General features: G+C 50.9%; 18 protein-coding genes, 1 rRNA gene and 1 pseudogene. 8 read left to right on the forward strand and 12 right to left on the reverse strand.

From position 1 onward, the window contains the following. Positions 1–43: 43 nt before the first annotated feature. The 4 genes from dtd to typA all read right to left on the reverse strand — a co-directional run bounded on the left by dtd (position 44) and on the right by typA (position 3,957). Positions 44–481 (reverse strand): D-aminoacyl-tRNA deacylase, encoded by a 438-nt coding sequence (dtd, locus tag ACUY4Q_RS23845; protein ID WP_458045077.1) that lies wholly within the window; start codon positions 479–481, stop codon positions 44–46. Next, the gene (locus tag ACUY4Q_RS23850; protein ID WP_458045078.1) at positions 478–1,350 is read right to left on the reverse strand and encodes a virulence factor BrkB family protein; all 873 of its coding nucleotides are present in this window, start codon (positions 1,348–1,350) and stop codon (positions 478–480) included. The genes dtd and ACUY4Q_RS23850 overlap by 4 nt, the downstream gene beginning before the upstream one ends. After that, positions 1,344–1,943, reverse strand: coding sequence for a glucose-1-phosphatase (gene yihX, locus ACUY4Q_RS23855; RefSeq protein ID WP_458045079.1), 600 nt, complete (start codon positions 1,941–1,943; stop codon positions 1,344–1,346). The genes ACUY4Q_RS23850 and yihX overlap by 7 nt, the downstream gene beginning before the upstream one ends. A 187-nt stretch (positions 1,944–2,130) precedes the next feature. Continuing rightward, entirely contained in the window at positions 2,131–3,957 is a 1,827-nt protein-coding gene (gene typA, locus ACUY4Q_RS23860) for a ribosome-dependent GTPase TypA (RefSeq protein ID WP_458045080.1), read from the reverse strand. 379 nt (positions 3,958–4,336) lie between these two features. On the opposite strand from typA, the gene glnA reads away from it, so the two are divergent. The 4 genes from glnA to ACUY4Q_RS23880 all read left to right on the forward strand — a co-directional run bounded on the left by glnA (position 4,337) and on the right by ACUY4Q_RS23880 (position 8,718). Further along, positions 4,337–5,746: a glutamate--ammonia ligase gene (glnA, locus tag ACUY4Q_RS23865; RefSeq protein ID WP_458045081.1), complete on the forward strand. Its 1,410-nt coding sequence runs from the start codon at positions 4,337–4,339 to the stop codon at positions 5,744–5,746. Between the two features lie 270 nt (positions 5,747–6,016). Next, positions 6,017–7,066: a nitrogen regulation protein NR(II) gene (glnL, locus tag ACUY4Q_RS23870; protein ID WP_458045082.1), complete on the forward strand. Its 1,050-nt coding sequence runs from the start codon at positions 6,017–6,019 to the stop codon at positions 7,064–7,066. Positions 7,067–7,074: 8 nt separating this feature from the next. Then, a complete protein-coding gene (gene glnG / locus ACUY4Q_RS23875) occupies positions 7,075–8,484 on the forward strand; it encodes a nitrogen regulation protein NR(I) (RefSeq protein ID WP_458045083.1) in 1,410 nt (469 codons plus the stop codon). Positions 8,485–8,595: 111 nt separating this feature from the next. Then, positions 8,596–8,718, forward strand: a complete 123-nt coding sequence (locus ACUY4Q_RS23880; RefSeq protein WP_458045084.1) for a YshB family small membrane protein — start codon at positions 8,596–8,598, stop codon at positions 8,716–8,718. A 53-nt stretch (positions 8,719–8,771) separates the two neighbouring features. Here ACUY4Q_RS23880 and hemN read toward each other — a convergent pair whose 3' ends face one another. Further along, positions 8,772–10,145, reverse strand: coding sequence for an oxygen-independent coproporphyrinogen III oxidase (hemN, locus tag ACUY4Q_RS23885; protein WP_458045085.1), 1,374 nt, complete (start codon positions 10,143–10,145; stop codon positions 8,772–8,774). Between the two features lie 186 nt (positions 10,146–10,331). Further along, entirely contained in the window at positions 10,332–10,835 is a 504-nt protein-coding gene (gene yihI, locus ACUY4Q_RS23890) for a Der GTPase-activating protein YihI (RefSeq protein WP_458045086.1), read from the reverse strand. Between the two features lie 570 nt (positions 10,836–11,405). Here yihI and yihA point away from each other — a divergent pair. Next, positions 11,406–12,038, forward strand: coding sequence for a ribosome biogenesis GTP-binding protein YihA/YsxC (gene yihA, locus ACUY4Q_RS23895; protein WP_458047434.1), 633 nt, complete (start codon positions 11,406–11,408; stop codon positions 12,036–12,038). Positions 12,039–12,125: 87 nt separating this feature from the next. Here yihA and spfP read toward each other — a convergent pair whose 3' ends face one another. Beyond that, positions 12,126–12,173: a small protein SpfP gene (gene spfP, locus ACUY4Q_RS23900; protein WP_071892919.1), complete on the reverse strand. Its 48-nt coding sequence runs from the start codon at positions 12,171–12,173 to the stop codon at positions 12,126–12,128. A gap of 165 nt (positions 12,174–12,338) precedes the next feature. Beyond that, entirely contained in the window at positions 12,339–15,128 is a 2,790-nt protein-coding gene (gene polA / locus ACUY4Q_RS23905) for a DNA polymerase I (RefSeq protein ID WP_458045087.1), read from the reverse strand. A 423-nt stretch (positions 15,129–15,551) separates the two neighbouring features. Between polA and yihG the strand changes: the two are divergent. Next, positions 15,552–16,466: pseudogene (gene yihG / locus ACUY4Q_RS23910) on the forward strand (1-acylglycerol-3-phosphate O-acyltransferase, YihG family). 14 nt (positions 16,467–16,480) lie between these two features. On the opposite strand, the gene dsbA reads toward yihG, so the two are convergent. From dsbA to ACUY4Q_RS23925, 3 genes are all read right to left on the reverse strand, one after another. Beyond that, a complete protein-coding gene (dsbA, locus tag ACUY4Q_RS23915) occupies positions 16,481–17,104 on the reverse strand; it encodes a thiol:disulfide interchange protein DsbA (RefSeq protein WP_458045088.1) in 624 nt (207 codons plus the stop codon). A gap of 27 nt (positions 17,105–17,131) precedes the next feature. After that, positions 17,132–18,118 carry a serine/threonine protein kinase gene (locus ACUY4Q_RS23920; protein ID WP_458045089.1) on the reverse strand — a complete coding sequence of 329 codons (987 nt, stop codon included), beginning with the start codon at positions 18,116–18,118 and terminating at the stop codon, positions 17,132–17,134. A 76-nt stretch (positions 18,119–18,194) separates the two neighbouring features. After that, positions 18,195–18,464: a YihD family protein gene (locus ACUY4Q_RS23925; protein WP_458045090.1), complete on the reverse strand. Its 270-nt coding sequence runs from the start codon at positions 18,462–18,464 to the stop codon at positions 18,195–18,197. Positions 18,465–18,542: 78 nt separating this feature from the next. On the opposite strand from ACUY4Q_RS23925, the gene mobA reads away from it, so the two are divergent. Beyond that, positions 18,543–19,118, forward strand: a complete 576-nt coding sequence (gene mobA, locus ACUY4Q_RS23930; protein WP_458045091.1) for a molybdenum cofactor guanylyltransferase MobA — start codon at positions 18,543–18,545, stop codon at positions 19,116–19,118. Beyond that, entirely contained in the window at positions 19,115–19,639 is a 525-nt protein-coding gene (gene mobB / locus ACUY4Q_RS23935; protein WP_458045092.1) for a molybdopterin-guanine dinucleotide biosynthesis protein MobB, read from the forward strand. Before mobA ends, mobB begins: the two co-directional genes overlap by 4 nt. A 102-nt stretch (positions 19,640–19,741) precedes the next feature. Here mobB and rrf read toward each other — a convergent pair. Further along, positions 19,742–19,857, reverse strand: a 5S ribosomal RNA gene (gene rrf / locus ACUY4Q_RS23940). Positions 19,858–19,962: the final 105 nt, after the last annotated feature.

Genomic DNA, 19,962 nt, shown 5'->3' on the forward strand with positions numbered 1-19,962 from the left:
GCTGTATTCTCTCTTGTGACCCGGGGCAACACCGCAAGTTGGCTCATACCTGCAACCAGAACGTTACGGGGCCATCGTTGACCAGCGAGACCTGCATATCTGCAGCGAATCGTCCGGTTTGTGTTTCTATCTGCTGGCTGCGGCAACGGCTAACGAAGTAGTCGTAAAGCGCTTCAGCTTTTTCCGGGGCGGCACCTTTGGAAAAGCCTGGGCGCATACCCCGCTCCGTATCCGCCGCCAGCGTAAATTGTGACACGACCAGCAGGCTACCACCGGACTGTTGAACATTCAGGTTCATCTTGCCGTCAGCGTCGCTGAAAATGCGATACCCCATAACGCGTTCGCACAGGCGGTTCGCTTTTTGTTCGTCATCATCCCTTTCGACACCTAACAACACCAAAAGTCCCGGGCCAATTTCGCCCGTCACCTCTCCCGCCACGGACACGCTGGCCTGAGATACGCGTTGAATCAATGCAATCATGGTTGGTCTGCTTCTTCTTGTTCTGCTGCGATTTTTAGTTTTCGGTATTCTCCGAGAGTGACAGTTATTTCCGCGCCAAGCAAGACGATACACCAGGTCCAGTAGACCCACAGAAACAGAATGGGAATGACAGCCAGTACGCCGTAAATAAGCTGATAAGAAGGAAATGTGGTGATATAAAGCGCGAACCCTTTTTTACCCGCTTCAAAGAGTACCGCAGCGACAAAAGCACCAATAATCGCGTCCCGGTTGGGTACCTGAGTCGTCGGCACCACGCTGTAGAGCAGCCAAAAAGAGAGCCACGATAAAATCAGCGGGAAGATACGAAGCACATCATCAATAACGCTGTTCAGCTCGCTGGCCCAACGCAATGAAAGCAAATAGGAGCTGATGGCCAGACTCGCCCCGGCCAACAGGGGGCCCAGCGTTAATATCATCCAGTAAACGGCAAAGGAGTAAACCCGTGGGCGCACCCGGGTACTGCGCCAGATGGCATTCAGCGCACTGTCGATGGAGTACATCAACAGCAGCGAGGTGACGACCAGACCACACGCCCCTACTGCCGTCATCTTGCTGGAGTTTGCTACGAACTGCTCAATATAGTTTTGAATCACATCGCCGGTAGTGGGAATAAAATTAGCAAAGACAAAATGCCGCAGCTGAATACTGACATCTGAAAACATGGGGAACGCGGCGAACAGAGCGAAGATCACGGCCACCAGCGGTACCAGAGACAGTAGCGAGACGTAGGCAAGGTTGCCCGCCAGCGTGGTCATATGGTCTTCATCAATGCGCTGCCAGAGTAACTTCAGCCACGCCCAGAGGGTTCGGGTGTGGTGTTTCGCTTTGCGACGAAAAATTTTTAACATAGCTGCTTCGCAAAATAGTCCGGAAGGGTGTGCTTATCGACAACCAGTATGCTGGTTATCCCCAACTGGTTAGCCCCTTCAATATTGTCGGCGTTATCATCAAAGAAAACCGCATCCGCCGCGCTAAATCCTTCAAGCGCCAACACCTGCTGATAAATTCTTGCCTCCGGTTTGCGCATTCCCATCTCCTGCGAGAGATAAATCTGGTCAGCGGCAGCGCGAATTTCTGGATATTGATCGGGCCAGAAGGTGGTGTGAAGACGGTTAGTATTGGAGAGCACAACAACGCGGTGCCCTTGCTCACGCAGCTTCTGCATGATGGTAATCACCTCTTTACGCAATGACACAAAGACAGCCTGCCAGCCGGTCGAAAACTGCTCATAGCTGAGTGGCAGTTCCATCTCTTCACACAGTGCTTTTGCAAACGCCTCATCGCTTATTTCACCGCGCTCATGCTGATGAAACGGCTCACCCATGGTGAAACTCTGCTTCAATGTTGCCAACGGCACGCGGCTAAAATCGCTCCATGCACCTAACACCCGGTTGAAGTCGATATCGACGATCACATTACCTAAATCAAAGATATAGAGCATTTCCCTCTCCTTGTTTGCCGTGGAAAGTTAACTGTAGCGGGAAAGTCTGAGGTTGAATAGTTCGCCCACTCACGCGGGCGAGAGGAAGGTTACTCACAGGAGGGGAACGGTAAACATCACGGTATTTATAAAACAAAAAAGCCGGACAACAGCGTTGCCCGGCTTTTTTTACTGAAGGAAACGTAAATTACGCTTCTTTCGCACCACGACCCGCACGTTTACGGTCGTTTTCGGTCAGGTGGCGTTTACGGATACGCACGGAGGTAGGAGTAACTTCTACCAGTTCGTCGTCATCAATAAATTCCAGAGCCTGTTCCAGCGTCATTTTGATCGGTGGAACCAGAACCGTTGCTTCGTCTGTACCAGACGCACGCATGTTGGTCAGTTTCTTACCGGTCAGGCAGTTTACAGTCAGGTCGTTAGAACGACTGTGAATACCGATGATCTGGCCTTCATAGACTTCAGCACCGTGACCCAGGAACAGCTTACCGCGGTCCTGCAGGCTGAACAGTGCAAACGCCACTGCTTTACCCTGGCCGTTGGAAATCAGCACGCCGTTGTTACGCTGACCGATTTCACCCGGACGAACGTCATCATAGTGGCTGAAGGTGGAGTACAGCAGACCGGTACCGGAAGTCATAGTCATGAACTCGGTACGGAAGCCGATCAGGCCACGAGCCGGAATCAGGTAGTCCAGACGAATACGGCCTTTGCCGTCAGGGATCATGTCTTTGACATCGCCCTTACGCTCGCCCATCGCCTGCATGACAGAACCCTGATGCTGTTCTTCGATGTCCAGCGTCACGTTCTCGAACGGCTCTTGCATGCGGCCGTCGATCATACGGTTGATAACTTTCGGACGGGACACAGCCAGTTCGAAGCCTTCACGACGCATGTTTTCGATAAGAACAGACAAGTGCAGCTCACCACGACCGGATACGCGGAACGCATCAGAGTCTTCGGTTTCTTCAACGCGCAGTGCAACGTTGTGTACCAGCTCTTTGTTCAGACGCTCAAGGATCTGACGAGAGGTAACAAACTTACCTTCTTTACCACAGAACGGAGAGGTGTTGACGTTGAAGAACATGGTAACGGTCGGCTCATCGACAGACAGCGCTGGCAGAGCTTCTACGTTCTGCGTGTCGCAAAGCGTATCAGAAATGTTCAGTTCGCCCAGACCGGTAATAGCGATGATGTCGCCCGCTTCGGCTTCGGTGGACTCAATACGTTCCAGACCGAGGTGAGTCAGCACTTTACCGACTTTACCGTTACGAGTTTTACCTTCACTGTCGATCAGTGTGATCTGCTGGTTAGGTTTCACTTTACCGCGCTTGATACGACCAATGCCGATAACACCAACGTAGTTGTTGTAATCAAGCTGAGAGATCTGCATCTGGAACGGACCATCCAGATCAACATTCGGCGCCGGTACGTGGTCAACAATCGCCTGATACAGCGGGGTCATGTCTTCCGCCATCTCAGTGTGATCGTTACCCGCGATACCCATCAATGCGGATGCATAGATGATAGGGAAATCGAGCTGCTCGTCAGTCGCATCCAGGTTTACGAACAGGTCAAATACCTGATCGACAACCCAGTCAGGACGCGCGCCAGGACGGTCAACTTTGTTGATAACCACGATTGGCTTCAAACCATGGGCGAATGCCTTTTTGGTTACGAAGCGGGTCTGCGGCATTGGGCCATCCATTGCGTCAACGACCAGCAGAACGGAGTCTACCATGGACATTACACGTTCAACTTCACCACCGAAGTCGGCGTGCCCTGGGGTATCAACGATGTTGATACGGTAGTCATTCCATTTGATAGCGGTGTTTTTAGCGAGGATGGTAATCCCACGCTCTTTCTCCAAGTCATTGGAGTCCATCACGCGTTCGGTGGCTTCAGCACGTTCGTTACTGAAGGTACCAGATTGCTGCAGCAGCTTATCAACCAGGGTAGTTTTACCATGGTCAACGTGCGCGATGATGGCGATATTACGCAGATTTTCGATCACAACTTTGCCTCAGGCATTTAGAAATAGCGCGTTATTGTACACGGATTAATCGCACTACAAAACAGGATCACAAACATCCCCCGCAAACAAGTATTGCAGAGATGCTTTGTGATCACTTTCACGGAGCGGAATTGGGCCGCTTTACCATAAATTGCACCAATGCGGTGCTCAATGTTCACATTAAAGCACTATATTGGTGCAAGATAACCAACATGGTGCAGCCCATTTGCACTATGGTGCGCATAATAGCGCCTTTTTAGTGACATTTAAAAGTTGGCATAGATTTCGCTTAATAAAATTTATGGCAACACCGTCAGATTGACGCAGTATTGCAGACCTCGTTACCACGACGACAATGAAAATCCGGGAGAGTTTAAGTATGTCCGCTGAACACGTATTGACGATGCTGAATGAGCACGAAGTGAAATTTGTTGATTTGCGCTTTACCGATACCAAAGGTAAAGAACAGCACGTCACCATTCCAGCTCATCAGGTTAATGCCGAATTCTTTGAAGAAGGCAAAATGTTTGACGGCTCCTCGATTGGCGGCTGGAAAGGCATTAACGAATCTGACATGGTTCTGATGCCGGACGCTTCTACCGCTCTCATTGACCCGTTCTACGAAGAGTCGACCCTGATCATCCGCTGCGACATCCTGGAACCAGGCACCCTGCAGGGCTACGATCGTGACCCGCGTTCTATCGCTAAACGTGCTGAAGAATACCTGCGTTCTACGGGTCTTGCTGACACCGTGCTTTTCGGGCCAGAACCAGAGTTCTTCCTGTTTGACGACATTCGTTTTGGTGCGTCCATCTCCGGCTCTCATGTTGCTATCGATGACATCGAAGGCGCATGGAACTCTTCCACCAAATACGAAGGCGGCAACAAAGGCCACCGTCCTGGTGTGAAAGGGGGTTACTTCCCGGTTCCGCCAGTCGATTCATCACAGGACATCCGTTCTACCATGTGCTTGATCATGGAAGAAATGGGTCTGGTTGTTGAAGCTCACCACCACGAAGTAGCCACTGCTGGTCAGAACGAAATCGCAACCCGCTTCAACACCATGACCAAAAAAGCGGACGAAATTCAGATCTACAAATATGTGGTTCACAACGTCGCTCATCGCTTCGGCAAAACGGCAACCTTCATGCCAAAACCAATGTTTGGCGATAACGGTTCCGGTATGCACTGCCACATGTCTCTGTCCAAGAACGGCGTAAACCTGTTCTCTGGTGACAAATATGCGGGTCTGTCTGAGCAGGCGCTGTATTACATTGGCGGCGTTATCAAACACGCTAAAGCCATCAACGCCCTGGCAAACCCGACCACGAACTCCTACAAGCGTCTGGTCCCGGGTTATGAAGCGCCTGTTATGCTGGCTTACTCAGCCCGTAACCGTTCTGCTTCCATCCGTATTCCAGTGGTTGCCTCTCCGAAAGCACGCCGTATCGAAGTGCGCTTCCCGGACCCGGCTGCTAACCCGTACCTGTGCTTTGCTGCCCTGCTGATGGCAGGTCTTGATGGTATCAAGAACAAAATCCATCCGGGCGAAGCAATGGACAAAAACCTGTATGACCTGCCGCCGGAAGAAGCGAAAGAGATCCCACAGGTTGCCGGCTCTCTGGAAGAAGCACTGAATGCTCTGAACGAAGACCGCGAGTTCCTGACAGCGGGTGGCGTATTCACCAACGACGCTATCGATGCTTACATCGCACTGCGCATTGAAGAAAACGACCGCGTACGCATGACGCCGCACCCGGTAGAGTTCGAACTGTACTACAGCGTTTAATACATTAGTAATAATAGCCAACGTATTTCTTGTCCCGGCAAGATGGCAACTGAGCGAGTCCCCAGAAGCATAGCAACCTATGTGACTGGGGTGAGTGAAAGCGGCCAGCGCAGCAGGGGCGAGAAAGACGCAGGATATTTAGTTGCCGTGGAAACTTTCAGCCCATCTTCGGATGGGCTTTTTTCTCCGCCAACGACCTGAATATCGGCATTTTTTATCAACAAAACGCTATAATGCACTAAAACAGTGCAACCTTTGGGAGACTGCTTAATGGCGAGTGGCTCGTTGCCCGATGCTGGGCAGATCCTCAATTCTTTGATCAACAGTATTTTGCTGGTTGATGATGAGCTGGCGGTGCATTACGCCAACCCGGCCGCACAACAGCTTCTGGCACAAAGTTCGCGTAAATTATTCGGCACCCCGCTGCCGGAACTGCTGAGCTATTTTTCACTCAATATCGCCCTGATGCGTGAGAGCCTGAATGCCGGGCAGGGATTTACGGATAACGAAGTGACCCTCGTGATTGACGGTCGCTCACACATTCTTTCGTTAACGGCGCAACGCTTACCTGAAGGCCTGATCCTGCTGGAAATGGCACCGATGGATAATCAGCGACGTCTTAGTCAGGAACAGTTACAGCACGCTCAGCAGATTGCTGCACGCGATCTGGTTCGTGGCCTGGCACATGAAATTAAAAACCCGTTGGGTGGCTTACGTGGCGCGGCGCAGCTGCTCGCAAAAGCTTTACCGGACCCGTCATTGACGGAATACACCAAAGTGATCATCGAACAGGCTGACCGGCTGCGTAATCTGGTCGACAGGCTGTTAGGACCACAGCATCCCGGCATGCACGTCACCGAAAGTATTCATAAGGTGGCTGAGCGCGTGGTGAAACTGGTGTCGATGGAGCTGCCTGAAAACGTCACGCTGGTGCGCGATTACGATCCAAGCCTGCCTGAGCTGGCGCACGATCCCGATCAGATTGAACAGGTTTTACTGAATATCGTCCGCAACGCCTTACAGGCCCTCGGCCAGGAAGGCGGTGAAATCATTCTGCGGACGCGCACGGCCTTCCAGTTGACGCTGCACGGTGTTCGTTATCGCCTGGCGGCACGCATTGATGTGGAAGATAACGGCCCGGGTATTCCGTCGCATCTTCAGGACACGCTCTTCTACCCGATGGTTAGCGGGCGCGAAGGTGGCACCGGACTGGGTTTATCTATCGCTCGCAGTTTGATCGATCAACATTCTGGCAAAATTGAATTCACCAGTTGGCCAGGCCATACCGAGTTTTCGGTGTTCCTGCCTATTCGGAAATAGAGGTGTTTATGCAACGAGGGATAGTCTGGATCGTTGATGACGATAGCTCCATCCGTTGGGTGCTTGAACGCGCGCTCACCGGTGCTGGCTTGAACTGCACGACCTTTGAAAATGCGAACGAAGTGCTTGATGCACTGACCACCAAAACACCGGACGTGTTGCTGTCTGATATCCGTATGCCCGGAATGGATGGCCTCGCTCTGTTAAAGCAGATAAAACAGCGCCATCCGATGCTACCGGTCATCATAATGACCGCTCATTCGGATCTGGATGCTGCCGTTAGCGCCTATCAGCAAGGGGCGTTTGATTATCTGCCAAAGCCTTTCGATATTGATGAAGCGGTGGCGCTGGTTGAGCGAGCCATCAGTCACTATCAGGAACAGCAGCAGCCGCGTAATGTGCAGGTGAGCGGGCCAACCACCGATATCATTGGTGAAGCGCCGGCAATGCAGGACGTATTCCGCATCATTGGCCGTCTGTCTCGCTCTTCCATCAGCGTGCTGATTAACGGCGAATCCGGGACCGGTAAAGAGTTAGTGGCCCATGCGCTGCATCGCCACAGCCCACGCGTCAAAGCCCCGTTTATTGCATTGAATATGGCGGCTATCCCCAAAGATTTGATTGAATCGGAGCTGTTCGGTCACGAAAAAGGGGCGTTTACCGGCGCGAATACCATTCGCCAGGGCCGTTTTGAGCAGGCGGACGGTGGCACCCTGTTCCTGGATGAAATCGGCGACATGCCGCTGGATGTACAGACGCGCCTGCTGCGCGTACTGGCAGACGGTCAGTTCTACCGCGTGGGCGGTTACGCACCGGTGAAAGTCGATGTGCGCATTATTGCCGCAACCCATCAGAACCTCGAACTGCGCGTGCAGGAGGGGAAATTCCGTGAGGATTTGTTCCACCGCCTGAACGTCATCCGCGTGCATTTACCGCCGCTGCGTGAGCGCCGTGAAGATATTCCTCGCCTGGCACGCCACTTTTTGCAGGTTGCCGCCCGCGAACTGGGCGTCGAAGCGAAGCTGTTGCATCCGGAAACGGAAGCTGCTCTGACACGTCTGGCCTGGCAAGGTAACGTGCGCCAGCTGGAAAACACCTGCCGCTGGCTAACCGTGATGGCCGCAGGGCAGGAAGTATTAATCCAGGATTTACCCGCAGAATTGTTTGAAACGACCGTGCCGGACAGCCCATCCCAAACGCTACCGGACAGCTGGGCAACCTTACTGGCGCAGTGGGCCGATCGTGCCCTGCGTTCCGGTCATCAAAATTTGCTTTCTGAAGCGCAGCCCGAGATGGAACGTACGCTGCTCACCACCGCCCTTCGGCACACGCAAGGGCACAAGCAAGAGGCTGCTCGCCTGCTCGGATGGGGTCGTAACACCCTGACCCGTAAGTTGAAAGAGTTGGGAATGGAGTAAGAGCTGGCTAATTTGTAAAGAATGAATAGTGAGCGCAAATTGCTGCAATTTTGCGCTTTACTGTTCCGATGAGTTCAGTAAGATCTCGCCCGTTCACGGGGGAACTGAATCATGCTGCAATCATTAATTAACATGGTGTCGAGCGGTGCTGAGATCAGCGCTGCTGCAGGTCATACACCACAAGCCGCCATTGCCGCCGTACTTTGCGCGGCGCTGTTTGGGCTGTTTAGCTAAACGCATCAGGCCTACGAACGTTTGCAGTTTGTAGGCCTGATAAGCGGCACTGATTAAATCACCCGAGAGAACTGTTGCATCCGTGCTTTCTGACGTAAATAGACGTCAAAGCACATGCAGATATTACGAATCAGCAATCGCCCCTTCGCCGTCACCTGAATGCCCTGCTCGTTTATTGCCACCAGCCCGTCTTTCGCCAGCGGGGCAAGCAGCCCTAAATCCTCAGCAAAGTATGTTTCAAAATCCAGATCCCACTGTTTTTCGACGGCGGCGAAATCCAGTCTGAAATGGCAAATCAGTGCTTTAATGACATCGCGACGAATGCAGTCATCCTGCGTAAGTGCAATACCCCGCCACAGTGCATTGCCGTTCTCATCGACCTGTTGATAGTAACTTTTGAGTTCTTTTTGGTTCTGCGCATAGCTGTCACCCATCATGCTGATCGCAGAAACACCCATGCCTAACAGATCGGAATCTCCCTGGGTGGTATAGCCCTGGAAATTACGGTGCAACACGCCTTCTCGCTGCGCTACGGCCAGTTCATCATCCGGGCGGGCAAAGTGGTCCATACCAATAAACTGGTAACCGGCAGTGGTCAGGGAGGTGATGGTCTGCTGCAGGATATCCAGCTTTTGCTGCGCGGACGGCAGGTCAGCATCTTTAATTTTACGTTGAGCGGCAAACAGGGTCGGCAAGTGGGCGTAATTAAACACGCTCAGGCGGTCCGGGCTGAGCTCTGCCACCCGGTTCAGGGTAAAGGCAAAGCTTTCAGGCGTTTGCTTTGGCAGGCCGTAAATCAGGTCGATATTGGTCGAGGTAAAGCCAATCTCACGGGCACGCTTAATCAGCGCGAAGATGAACGCCTCATCCTGCTCGCGGTTGACCAGACGCTGCACCTCTTTGTTGAAGTCCTGCACGCCCATGCTCAGGCGGTTAAAACCTTCGGCCCGAAGATGGTCAAGCACATCGAGTTCAATCTCACGCGGGTCCACTTCAATGGAGATTTCCGCGTCGGCATCAAAATGGAAATGCTTACGCAGCAGCGTCATCAGTCGGCTTATTTGCGCTTTATTCAGGTATGTTGGCGTCCCGCCACCCCAATGCAACTGGCTGACCCGACGGGCAGTGAACAGCGGCGCACGATGAATAATCTCCTGCTCCAGCGCATCCAGATATTGATCGGCTTTATGCTGCTGACGAGTGACAATCTTATTGCAGCCACAGAAGTAGCAGAGTTTGTGGCAAAACGGGATGTGAACGTACAACGAAAGGGGACGGCCCGGATAGCGGGCAACGGCAGTACGGAAATCGTCTTCACCGTAGGCGTCAGAAAATTCGAGCGCGGTAGGGTAGGACGTGTAGCGCGGCCCGGAATAGTTATATTTCTGGATGAGGGCCAGATCCCAGTCAATACATTGCTCAGACATGCTCACTCCTTCCGATGATGCCGCTGTCGTTTACGGCGGCCCGGCCTGACCGCTTTTCGGGTCATAAGCCGGTTGCGCAGCCACCTTTTGCGCTGCGACAACCGCTGTAGTTTAACGAATAACCACACCAGATAACACATAACCGGAAGGGTTATAAGCAGGACGGGTAAGCCCATGCATTAGCCGTTACTGGCCACCTCTCAGCAGACGCATCATATCTTCCCGCCCTTCTTCCTCTTCTTCGTCGTCTTCATCATCGTAGGAGAGCCCCAGCTGTTGCATCAGCTCATCAATACGATCAAGTTTGGCATTCACCCAACTTTGTTCTTCGGCACTCAGGCTTTCGCCCTCTTCTAAACGTTCCAGCAGCGCATCCAGGCGCTCATCAGTTTCCAGCGAATCCAGTTCAGCTTGCGGTGAAAGCATAGGTTTCTCGCTCTTGGGTTTTTGCTGCTTTTTAACTGGCGCGTCAGTCACGCCCAGTGGGATCGGTTTTTTACTGCCAATACGCGGATCGTTCTGCTGCGAACGTTTGCCAGAACCTGAGCTTTCGCTTGCGCCACTCGCACGGCTACCCGCCGCGTTACCGCGATGCTTTTTATCGCGCTTGCGGTCACGCGATTCCTGGTTCAGTTCTTCACGGGTTTTACGGTGCGTTTTTGCGCGCGATGTGGTCGAAGGTTTTTTCATGATGCTCAGCTTTGATGGTTTCAATCAGTATAGAATTGCGGCGGAATCTAGCAGAAAGCAAGCAAAGAAAAAAGGCGACAGAGCAATCTGTCGCCTTTTTTTCTGACCCTCTACCCTCATTGGGTATGACATTCCTTGTTTGCTAACAACGTACCCTGTTTTTCCCTTAGCATTTAACAGTCCGTGTCGTGGTCCTTTTTCCTTTTTGCCTGCCATCCTGACAGTTTCCTGGTCTTCGCCTCCTGGCGCTCCCGACCCCTTGTCCTTAAGTCTTCATCCTGTTGGCTTCCTCGCCTTGACAGATACTTTACCTGCTAAATTCAAACTCACAAGCAACAAAAGGGCCAAAAAAGATAAATTCAGAAAATTCTATAAAACCAACTCATTGATTTACTTTGCTTTACCTTTTTTTGACCCTGCAATTTCTCCGAAAAGTCGCAGATGTTTTATGGCAAATGTCTTACAGGAATAAGGGAAAGTTTCGTTCGTGCGTAATCTGGCGAGAAAAACAGCCTTTTACGTGGGTTCAGGTATAATCCACCCAAGCTATAGATTATGGAGACGACCATTTTGACTAACTGGAACTACCAACAGACGCACTTTGTGACCAGTGCGCCTGATATTCGCCACTTACCCTCTGATACAGGCATTGAGGTGGCATTTGCAGGCCGCTCCAATGCAGGAAAATCCAGCGCACTGAATACGCTGACCAATCAGAAAAGCCTGGCTCGCACCTCAAAAACCCCAGGGCGCACCCAATTGATAAACCTGTTTCAGGTTGCCGACGGCAAGCGTCTCGTTGACCTGCCCGGTTATGGCTACGCAGAAGTCCCGGAAGAGATGAAGCTCAAGTGGCAGCGCGCGCTGGGTGAGTATCTTGAAAAACGTCAGTGTCTGCAGGGCCTGGTTGTCCTGATGGATATCCGTCATCCGCTCAAGGATCTTGATCAGCAGATGATCCAGTGGGCAGTTGAAAGTAATGTGCAGATTCTGGTGCTGTTGACCAAAGCAGACAAGCTGGCAAGCGGTGCGCGTAAAGCACAAGTGAATATGGTTCGTGAAGCGGTGATCGCATTTAACGGTGATGTGCAGGTTGAAGCCTTCTCTTCACTGAAGAAGATCGGCGTGGATAAACTGCGCGAAAAGCTGGATAACTGGTTTAACACCATCCCACCCGTTACCGAACAATCCCCTCAAGAATAACCTTTCTGCGCGGCATTTGACCGCGCTTTCCTTTCTTTCGCGCAATAAAAAACGCCCCAGTCATTTCTGACTGGGGCGGCTAAATATTCAGCCAAATCCGATTACGTGAAGTAAAAGGTCTGAAAGATAGAACATCTTACCTCTGTACCCTACGTCTTTAACTCTACTCCCTTTTCGTTTTCGCACAAAGCACTTTTTGTAGTTTTTTTTCAACCTTTACATAGGGAATTCTAATGATCGTCACAAAACCTGTAAGTTATGTTGCTTACTTACAGAAAAATGGCCTTGTAACACGAACACTTAGTGCGCTTGATCCCAGTTTTGCCCGCTTCCTACCTCCACCAGCAGAGGCACATCCAGCGTGGTGCTGCTTTCCATAAGCTCATGGATCTTTTTCGAAACCGCATCCACGTCGTCCTGATGCACTTCAAACACCAGTTCATCGTGGACCTGCATGATCATTTTCACCCGTGGTTTTTCGCTTTCCAGCCAGGCGTCTACGGCAATCATTGCACGTTTGATGATGTCAGCGGCCGTGCCCTGCATTGGCGCGTTGATAGCAGCTCGTTCGGCGCCAGCACGACGAGCCCCGTTACTGGACTTAATGTCCGGCAGGTAAAGTCGGCGGCCCTCAAGCGTTTCAACATAGCCCTGCTCTTTCGCTTGTGCGCGAGTTCGCTCCATATAGTCCATCACACCCGGATAGCGCTCAAAGTAGAGATCCATATACTTCTGCGACTCTTTACGGGGAATATTGAGCTGGCGAGACAAACCAAATGCACTCATGCCGTAAATCAGCCCGAAGTTGATCGCTTTCGCGCTGCGACGCTGTTCGTTAGTCACACTCTCCAGCGGCATACTAAAGACTTCGGCCGCAGTGGCACGGTGAATGTCTTTCCCTTCGGCAAATGCAGACAGCAGACCTTTATCGCGCGACAGGTGCGCCATAATGCGCAGTTCAATTTGCGAGTAGTCAGCGGAGACAATGACGTAATCTTTTGGCGCGATGAATGCCTGACGAATACGTCGCCCCTCTTCATTACGTACCGGGATGTTTTGCAGGTTCGGATCGGTTGAGGACAAACGCCCGGTCGCCGTCACCGCCTGATGATAAGAGGTGTGCACACGGCCCGTTTTCTCGCTGATCATGAGCGGCAGCTTGTCGGTGTAGGTCGATTTAAGCTTCGACAAACCACGGTGCTCAAGAATCACTTTCGGCAGCGGGTAGTCCAGCGCCAGCTCTTCCAGCACCTCTTCTGACGTAGACGGTGCGCCGCCAGGCGTCTTTTTCAGGGGCTTAATGCCCTGTTTTTCGAAAAGAATCGTTTGCAGCTGTTTTGTTGAAGCCAGATTAAACGGCTCACCGGCAATCTCGTGTGCCTTTTTCTCCAGTTCGGTCAAACGCAACGCAATTTCAGCGGAGTGTTTGCGCAGAACGGCCGGATCGATATTAACGCCGTTACGCTCAATACGTGACAGTACGGGCACCAGCGGCATCTCAATATGCTGGAAAACATTCAACGGGCCAGCGTGTTTTTGCAGCTCTGGCCACATTTTTAAATGCAGTTGTAGAGTGACGTCAGCATCTTCCGCAGCATAGCGCCCTGCCTGTTCAAGATCGATTTGGTTAAAGGTGAGCTGATTCTTGCCCTTACCCGCAATCTCTTCAAAGGTGATGGTTTTGTGCTTCAACCAGCGATCGGAAAGGCTGTCCATATCGTGACGGCCTGCCACACTGTCCAGAATGTAGGACTCAAGCATGGTATCAAACGCAATGCCGCGCAGTTCGATGCCGTAATTTTGTAAAATCCCGCGGTCGAACTTCAGATTTTGACCAACCTTCAGCGCTTTTTCGTCTTCCAGCAGCGGCTTGAGCAATTCCAGTGCCCGATCGCAAGAAATCTGTTCAGGGGCATCCATGTAGTTGTGCGCGACCGGAACGTAGGCAGCAACGCCTGGTTCTGTGGCAAAAGACAACCCGACCAGATTGGCGCTGACGTTATCCAGGCTGTCGGTCTCAGTATCAAAAGCAAAGAGAGGGGCCTTTTTAAGTTTCGCAATCCACTCCTGCAATACGGCTTCATCCAGAACGGTAACGTAGCGATCCGCTGACAGCTGCACGGCTGGCGCCTCTTCAACGTCAGCGTCAACAACAATCGTTTCCTGAAGCTTCGCGGCCGGCCTGGCCCCTTTCGCCTGGAGCCATTTACCGGCTTCCACATCAACGATCCAGCGTTTGAATTCGTATTTTTTAAACAGCTCCAGCAGTGATTCTGCGGCCGGTTGCTGGACTTCAAGTTGTTCGCAGGTCAGTTCCAGCTCAACATCCGTTTTGATGGTAGCCAGTTTGTAGGAGAGATAAGCCAGATCTTTATTCTGCTCAAGTTTTGCGGCCATGGTTTTGGCACCACGGAATGACAGCCCGGCAATTTTATCCGGGTTGGCATAGAGCGTATCCAGTCCACCCAGCCCCTGAAGCAGCCCCTGTGCAGTCTTCTCCCCCACGCCCGGTACGCCAGGGATGTTGTCCGATGAGTCTCCCATCAGCGCCAGAAAGTCGATAATCAGGTCTGGTGGAACGCCGTATTTAGTGGCCACTTCTTCCGGGCCGAGAATGGTGTTGGTCATGGTGTTAATCAGGGTTATACCTGGCGTCACCAGTTGTGCCATATCCTTATCACCAGTGCTTATCAGCACTGGACGGCCCATCTTTTCAGCTTCACGCGCGAGCGTACCGATCACATCATCGGCTTCGACACCCGACACCGCCATCAAGGGTAATCCCATTGCTCTCACCATCTCATGCAGAGGTTCAATCTGCGCACGCAGATCGTCGGGCATAGGTGGACGGTGAGATTTATAGTCCTCGAATAACTCATCACGGAACGTTTTGCCTTTTGCATCAAACACCACCGCAGCATGGGTTGGCTGATACTGCAAAATCAAACTGCGCAGCATATTCAACACACCGTACATCGCGCCAGTCGGCTCCCCTGCTGAGTTGGTCAGCGGAGGGAACGCGTGGTAGGCGCGATAGAGGTAGGAAGAACCGTCGACGAGAATGAGGGGATTTTCTGGGATCTGAACCATAATGTCCGTGCCTGTTTATCAATTTATGGTTAAAGGATGCCACAGACCGGCGAAAACATCAGTTTTTCGCCGTCATTGTCGGCAAAAGAATTGTCGATCATCACGATCGCGGAGACCATCTTCTGTGGATAAGTTTGTGAATTATTTCTCAGGGGCTGGATTATTGTGTATTTCTAAAGATCGCAGAAAACTATTTATGTATTACTATCAGAAACTTATACAAAGATGAACGATCGTTATTGCCTTTTGATGATTATTTGCTCTATGTGGATATAAGAATAAGCAATTGTCTTTTACGGATATTGTCACTTACTGAAAGCAGACCTCCTTTCCTCAAATAACACTGCACATATTCTGTTAAAATCTGCGCCTTACGCTTTTCTGAAGCGCGTATTTGCTATCAACTCTTTGAATAAATTAATTATGTCGAGATTGCTCGCTGTTCTCACCCTGTCGCTAAGTATTCTGCTTACCCTCCTGGTGACTGTTCTGTGTTCTGTGTTCTGTACCCATTATTACTGCCGGAGTCGTTAAGCTACTTTTGCCGGTACCCGCGCTGTGGCGCGTCATATCCGCTTTCTGTAACTTTATGATGTATTGCTGGTGTGAAGGGCTGGCCTGGCTATTACGTCTGAATCCTCACTTAAAGTGGGATGTTGAAGGTCTGGATGGGCTGAATAAGAAAAACTGGTATCTGCTTATCTGTAACCACAATAGCTGGGCAGATATCGTGGTGCTTGTGTTCTTTTACGCCAACACATCCCGATGAATAAATATTTTTTAAAGCATCAGCTTGCCTGGGTGCCCTTTATTGGGCTCGCCTGCTGGGCGCTGGACATGCCTTTTATGCGTCGCTACTCGCGTGGTTATCTGATTCGACACCCGGAACGGCGCGGGAAAGATGTTGATACAACACGGCGCTCCTGCGAAAAGTTTCGTCTACACCCAACCACCATTGTGAACTTCGTTGAAGGGTCACGCTTTACTGATGAGAAACGTATTCAGAGCCGCTCCACCTTTACTCATCTGTTACCGCCTAAAGCCGCAGGCATTGCGATGGCACTGGGTGTTTTGGGTACACAGTTCGATAAATTACTGAACGTCACACTGTGCTATCCGGAAAATGAAGCCAAACCTTTTTATGACATGTTAAGCGGAAAATTAACAAGGATTGTGGTTCGAATTAATGTATTGCCGGTTCCCGCTGATTTACATGGGGATTATGTAGGTGATAAGAACTTCAAACGAGGATTCCAGCAGTGGCTGAATAATCTTTGGAACGAAAAAGACCAACAAATTGAAATCATAAAGCGTCAGTACCATAACGCCGGTCAGTGACCGGCGTTATCTCATTACTTCTTCTCAACCAGGAATTTCACCGTGTCAGCATACTGTTGGACAAAGATGTCCATGCTGCTGGTATCCATGCCTTGCATATTCAACTGATACTTACCGTTGACATACATGGCCGGTACGCCGCGCAGTTGCAGGTCAGCAGCCGCTTTTTCTTGCTGGGCCACCAGTGATTTCACCACAAAACTGTTCCACGCAGCGTCATACTCTTCGCCTTTCACACCTGCTTTGATAAAGACGTCGCGGATATCCGCAACGGACTGAACTGTTTGCGTTTTCTGTACAGCTTCAAACATCGGTGCGGTAATTTTGTCTTCTACACCCAGCGCCATGGCCACGGCCCACGCCTGAGTCATCTCTTTACCCAATGGGCCAAGGAACTCAACATGGTATTTGGTCATTTTAGTGCCTTCCGGCAATTTTTGTTTTACGGCGTCAGCAACGTGCCAGACGTGTTCAAAGTCGTAGCAGTGAGGGCAATAGAAGGAAAAGAACTCAAGAACCTGCGGCTCGCCCGCAACAGGTTTATCCAGCGTGATGTACTGTTTGCCATCGGTGAATTGAGCAGCAGATGCGCTAAATGCCAGAATCATTCCCGCCAGCGCCAGCCAAATTTTCTTCATGGTTAATACTCTCCAGGATGTGTCACATTAATAAAATGGCGTTAATTGCAAAGGCGGTTCTTGTAGCGCCTTCACTTGCCAGAGAAAGGTTGAGGTTTGTTCGCGCCAGTAATCTTCCCCAGTTAACCATGGGAAGTTTTTCGGAAAAGCAGGATCTTCCCACCGACGGATTATCCATGCCAGATAATAAACCTGACGCATGGCACGCAAGGGTTCAATAAGACTTAGTTCAGCCGTATCGAACTCACAGAACTCTTCATAGGCTTCAATAATGGTCTCAAGTTGCATTCGCTGCTCGGCTTTATCGCCATGTAACAGCATCCACAAATCCTGCACGGCAGGGCCATTACGGGCATCGTCAAGGTCAACAAATAGGGGTCCATCACGCCAGAGTATATTTCCGGCATGACAATCACCATGCAAACGTAGACGTGTAAATCGGTTATGCCACTGCGCCATTACCGCATCGATCAGCGTATCCGCGGCGCTCAGGAAAGCAGGCTTTAACGCAGAAGGTATAAGCGTGGTCTTTTCAAACACCTGCCGGGGTTCGATCAGATATTCTTTAACGCCCATATCAGGACGATGCGCGAAGCATGCTTTGCGCCCTGTCTGGTGCATGCGTCCCAGATAACGCCCCACCCACTCCATTTGATCGAGATTATCAGGCTCAAACTGGCGGCCACCGACGCTGGGGAAGACGGCGTAGTAAAAACCTTGATGGGTTAACAGCGTTTGATGTTTAAAGGAAAGGGGGGATGCAACGGGAACTTCATCTTGCAGAAGTTCCTCGGCAAACTGGTGCTCTTCCTGTATTTGATCGGCAGTCCATCTTTCGGGACGATAAAATTTCACCACGTAGCGACGACGATCTTCATCCTGGAACTGATAGACGCGATTTTCATAGCTATTGAGTGGTGTCAGGCCTGAGTCGACCCGAATTCCCAGTTCAAAAAGCGCATCCATAATGGTGTCTGGATGGAGAGTCTGGAAAGTAAAAGCGTTATGGTTCATCCCATTATCCGCAAATGAAAACGAATGATTCAGGATATCATCTCACTGCGCTTTCGGTGGCTCCTCTTACAAGCTTTTACTCTTTAATTACGCCGCGGGCGCGAAGTAACGCGGTTTTGAAGTCCTCCTCATAATCTTTCTTGATGCCAGGAATCACCGCATCCTTCTGCGAATCACGCATTTTCAGATGGTAGATCAGGATGTCGTCACTTAAATCACTCAGTTCGCCGTCGTAACCTGATTCTTTCGCCAGTTTCTGCAAGAATTGAATAAGGTTTAATTCTGGCTCTTTCTGCCATGCTGGCTGGAGGAGTTCGATAACTTCGTTCAGGCGTTTACATTTCATGGTCGTGCTCCTTACTCTTGGTACAGACACGTTAGCAGGGTCAATCCCACAATAAAAGAGGCGATAAGGGTGAGTGAAATGGGTACGGTAACAGGCGTGATCCTGGCAGGAGGCAAAGCCTCACGCATGGGTGGGCAAGATAAAGGTTTGCTTGAGTTGAACGGTAAACCTTTATGGCAGTATGTCGCCCATGCATTGCGGCCGCAGGTAGATAAACTGATTGTCAGTGCAAATCGCAATCTGGAGATTTATCGGGCAAGTGGATTACCTGTCATTCAGGATAGCATTGCCGATTATCCAGGTCCGTTGGCCGGAATGCTTTCTGTGATGCAACACATTGACAGCGAATGGTATCTTTTTTCGCCATGCGACACCCCTTTTATTCCCCACAACCTCGCGAAACGTTTAAGTTCGGTCAGTGAGTCCACATCAGCCGTATGGGTCCATGATGGTGAGCGCGATCATCCAACAATAGCCTTACTTCACCGAAAGATCGTGCCTGAACTGCAGCACTACATTGAACGCGGTGAGCGTAGAGTGATGGTGTTTCTGAGGAGTTTGGGTGGATGTTCTGTTGATTTCAGCGATACACAGAACGCTTTTATTAATGTAAATACGCCGGAGGATTTAGCGCGTTGGGAAGAAAAAGCGTGATTCCATTACTGGCAATTGCCGCCTGGAGCGGTACGGGAAAAACAACCTTATTAAAGGCACTGATACCGGCACTTTGTGCAAAAGGCGTCAGACCAGGTCTTATCAAACATACTCATCATGATATGGATATTGATAAGCCGGGCAAGGACAGTTACGAATTACGCAAAGCTGGCGCAGCGCAAACGCTTGTTGCCAGTACGCAGCGTTGGGCGTTAATGACAGAAACACCGGAAGAACCCGAGCTGGATTTACACTATTTGGTCAGCAGGATGGATGCATCAACGCTGGATCTGGTGCTAGTGGAAGGTTTCAAACACGAAGCGGTTCCAAAAATAGTGTTATTTCGCCATGGCTGCGGGCATGAAGCACATGAGCTCGTGCTGGATGAGCACGTTATTGCTGTTGCCAGTGACATTCCACTTGTTCTGGATGTACCAAATTTAGATATAAACGGTATTGCACAGATCGTGGCGTTAATTATGCGGTGGTTAGAGCAGCAGAAGTTGAACGGTGAACGGTGAACGGTGAACGAAAAATGCCACCTGATGGTGGTTTTTACCGCGCATTAAAGCAATAAAACGCAAAAAGCCCATCCGTCAGGATGGGCTCTTCACTTGTTTGATGCCTGGCAGTTCCCTACTCTCGCATGGGGAGACCCCACACTACCATCGGCGCTACGGCGTTTCACTTCTGAGTTCGGCATGGGGTCAGGTGGGACCACCGCGCTAGTGCCGCCAGGCAAATTCTTTGTGCTCTGTCCTGTGGCTTTTGTGCTGATACTGCGTTGGCTGCTCTTGTGAACGTCAGTCACATACCTCAGTATGCTCCTTCCGTCACTGCGTTT

Source organism: Phytobacter cepae (genome assembly GCF_054165735.1).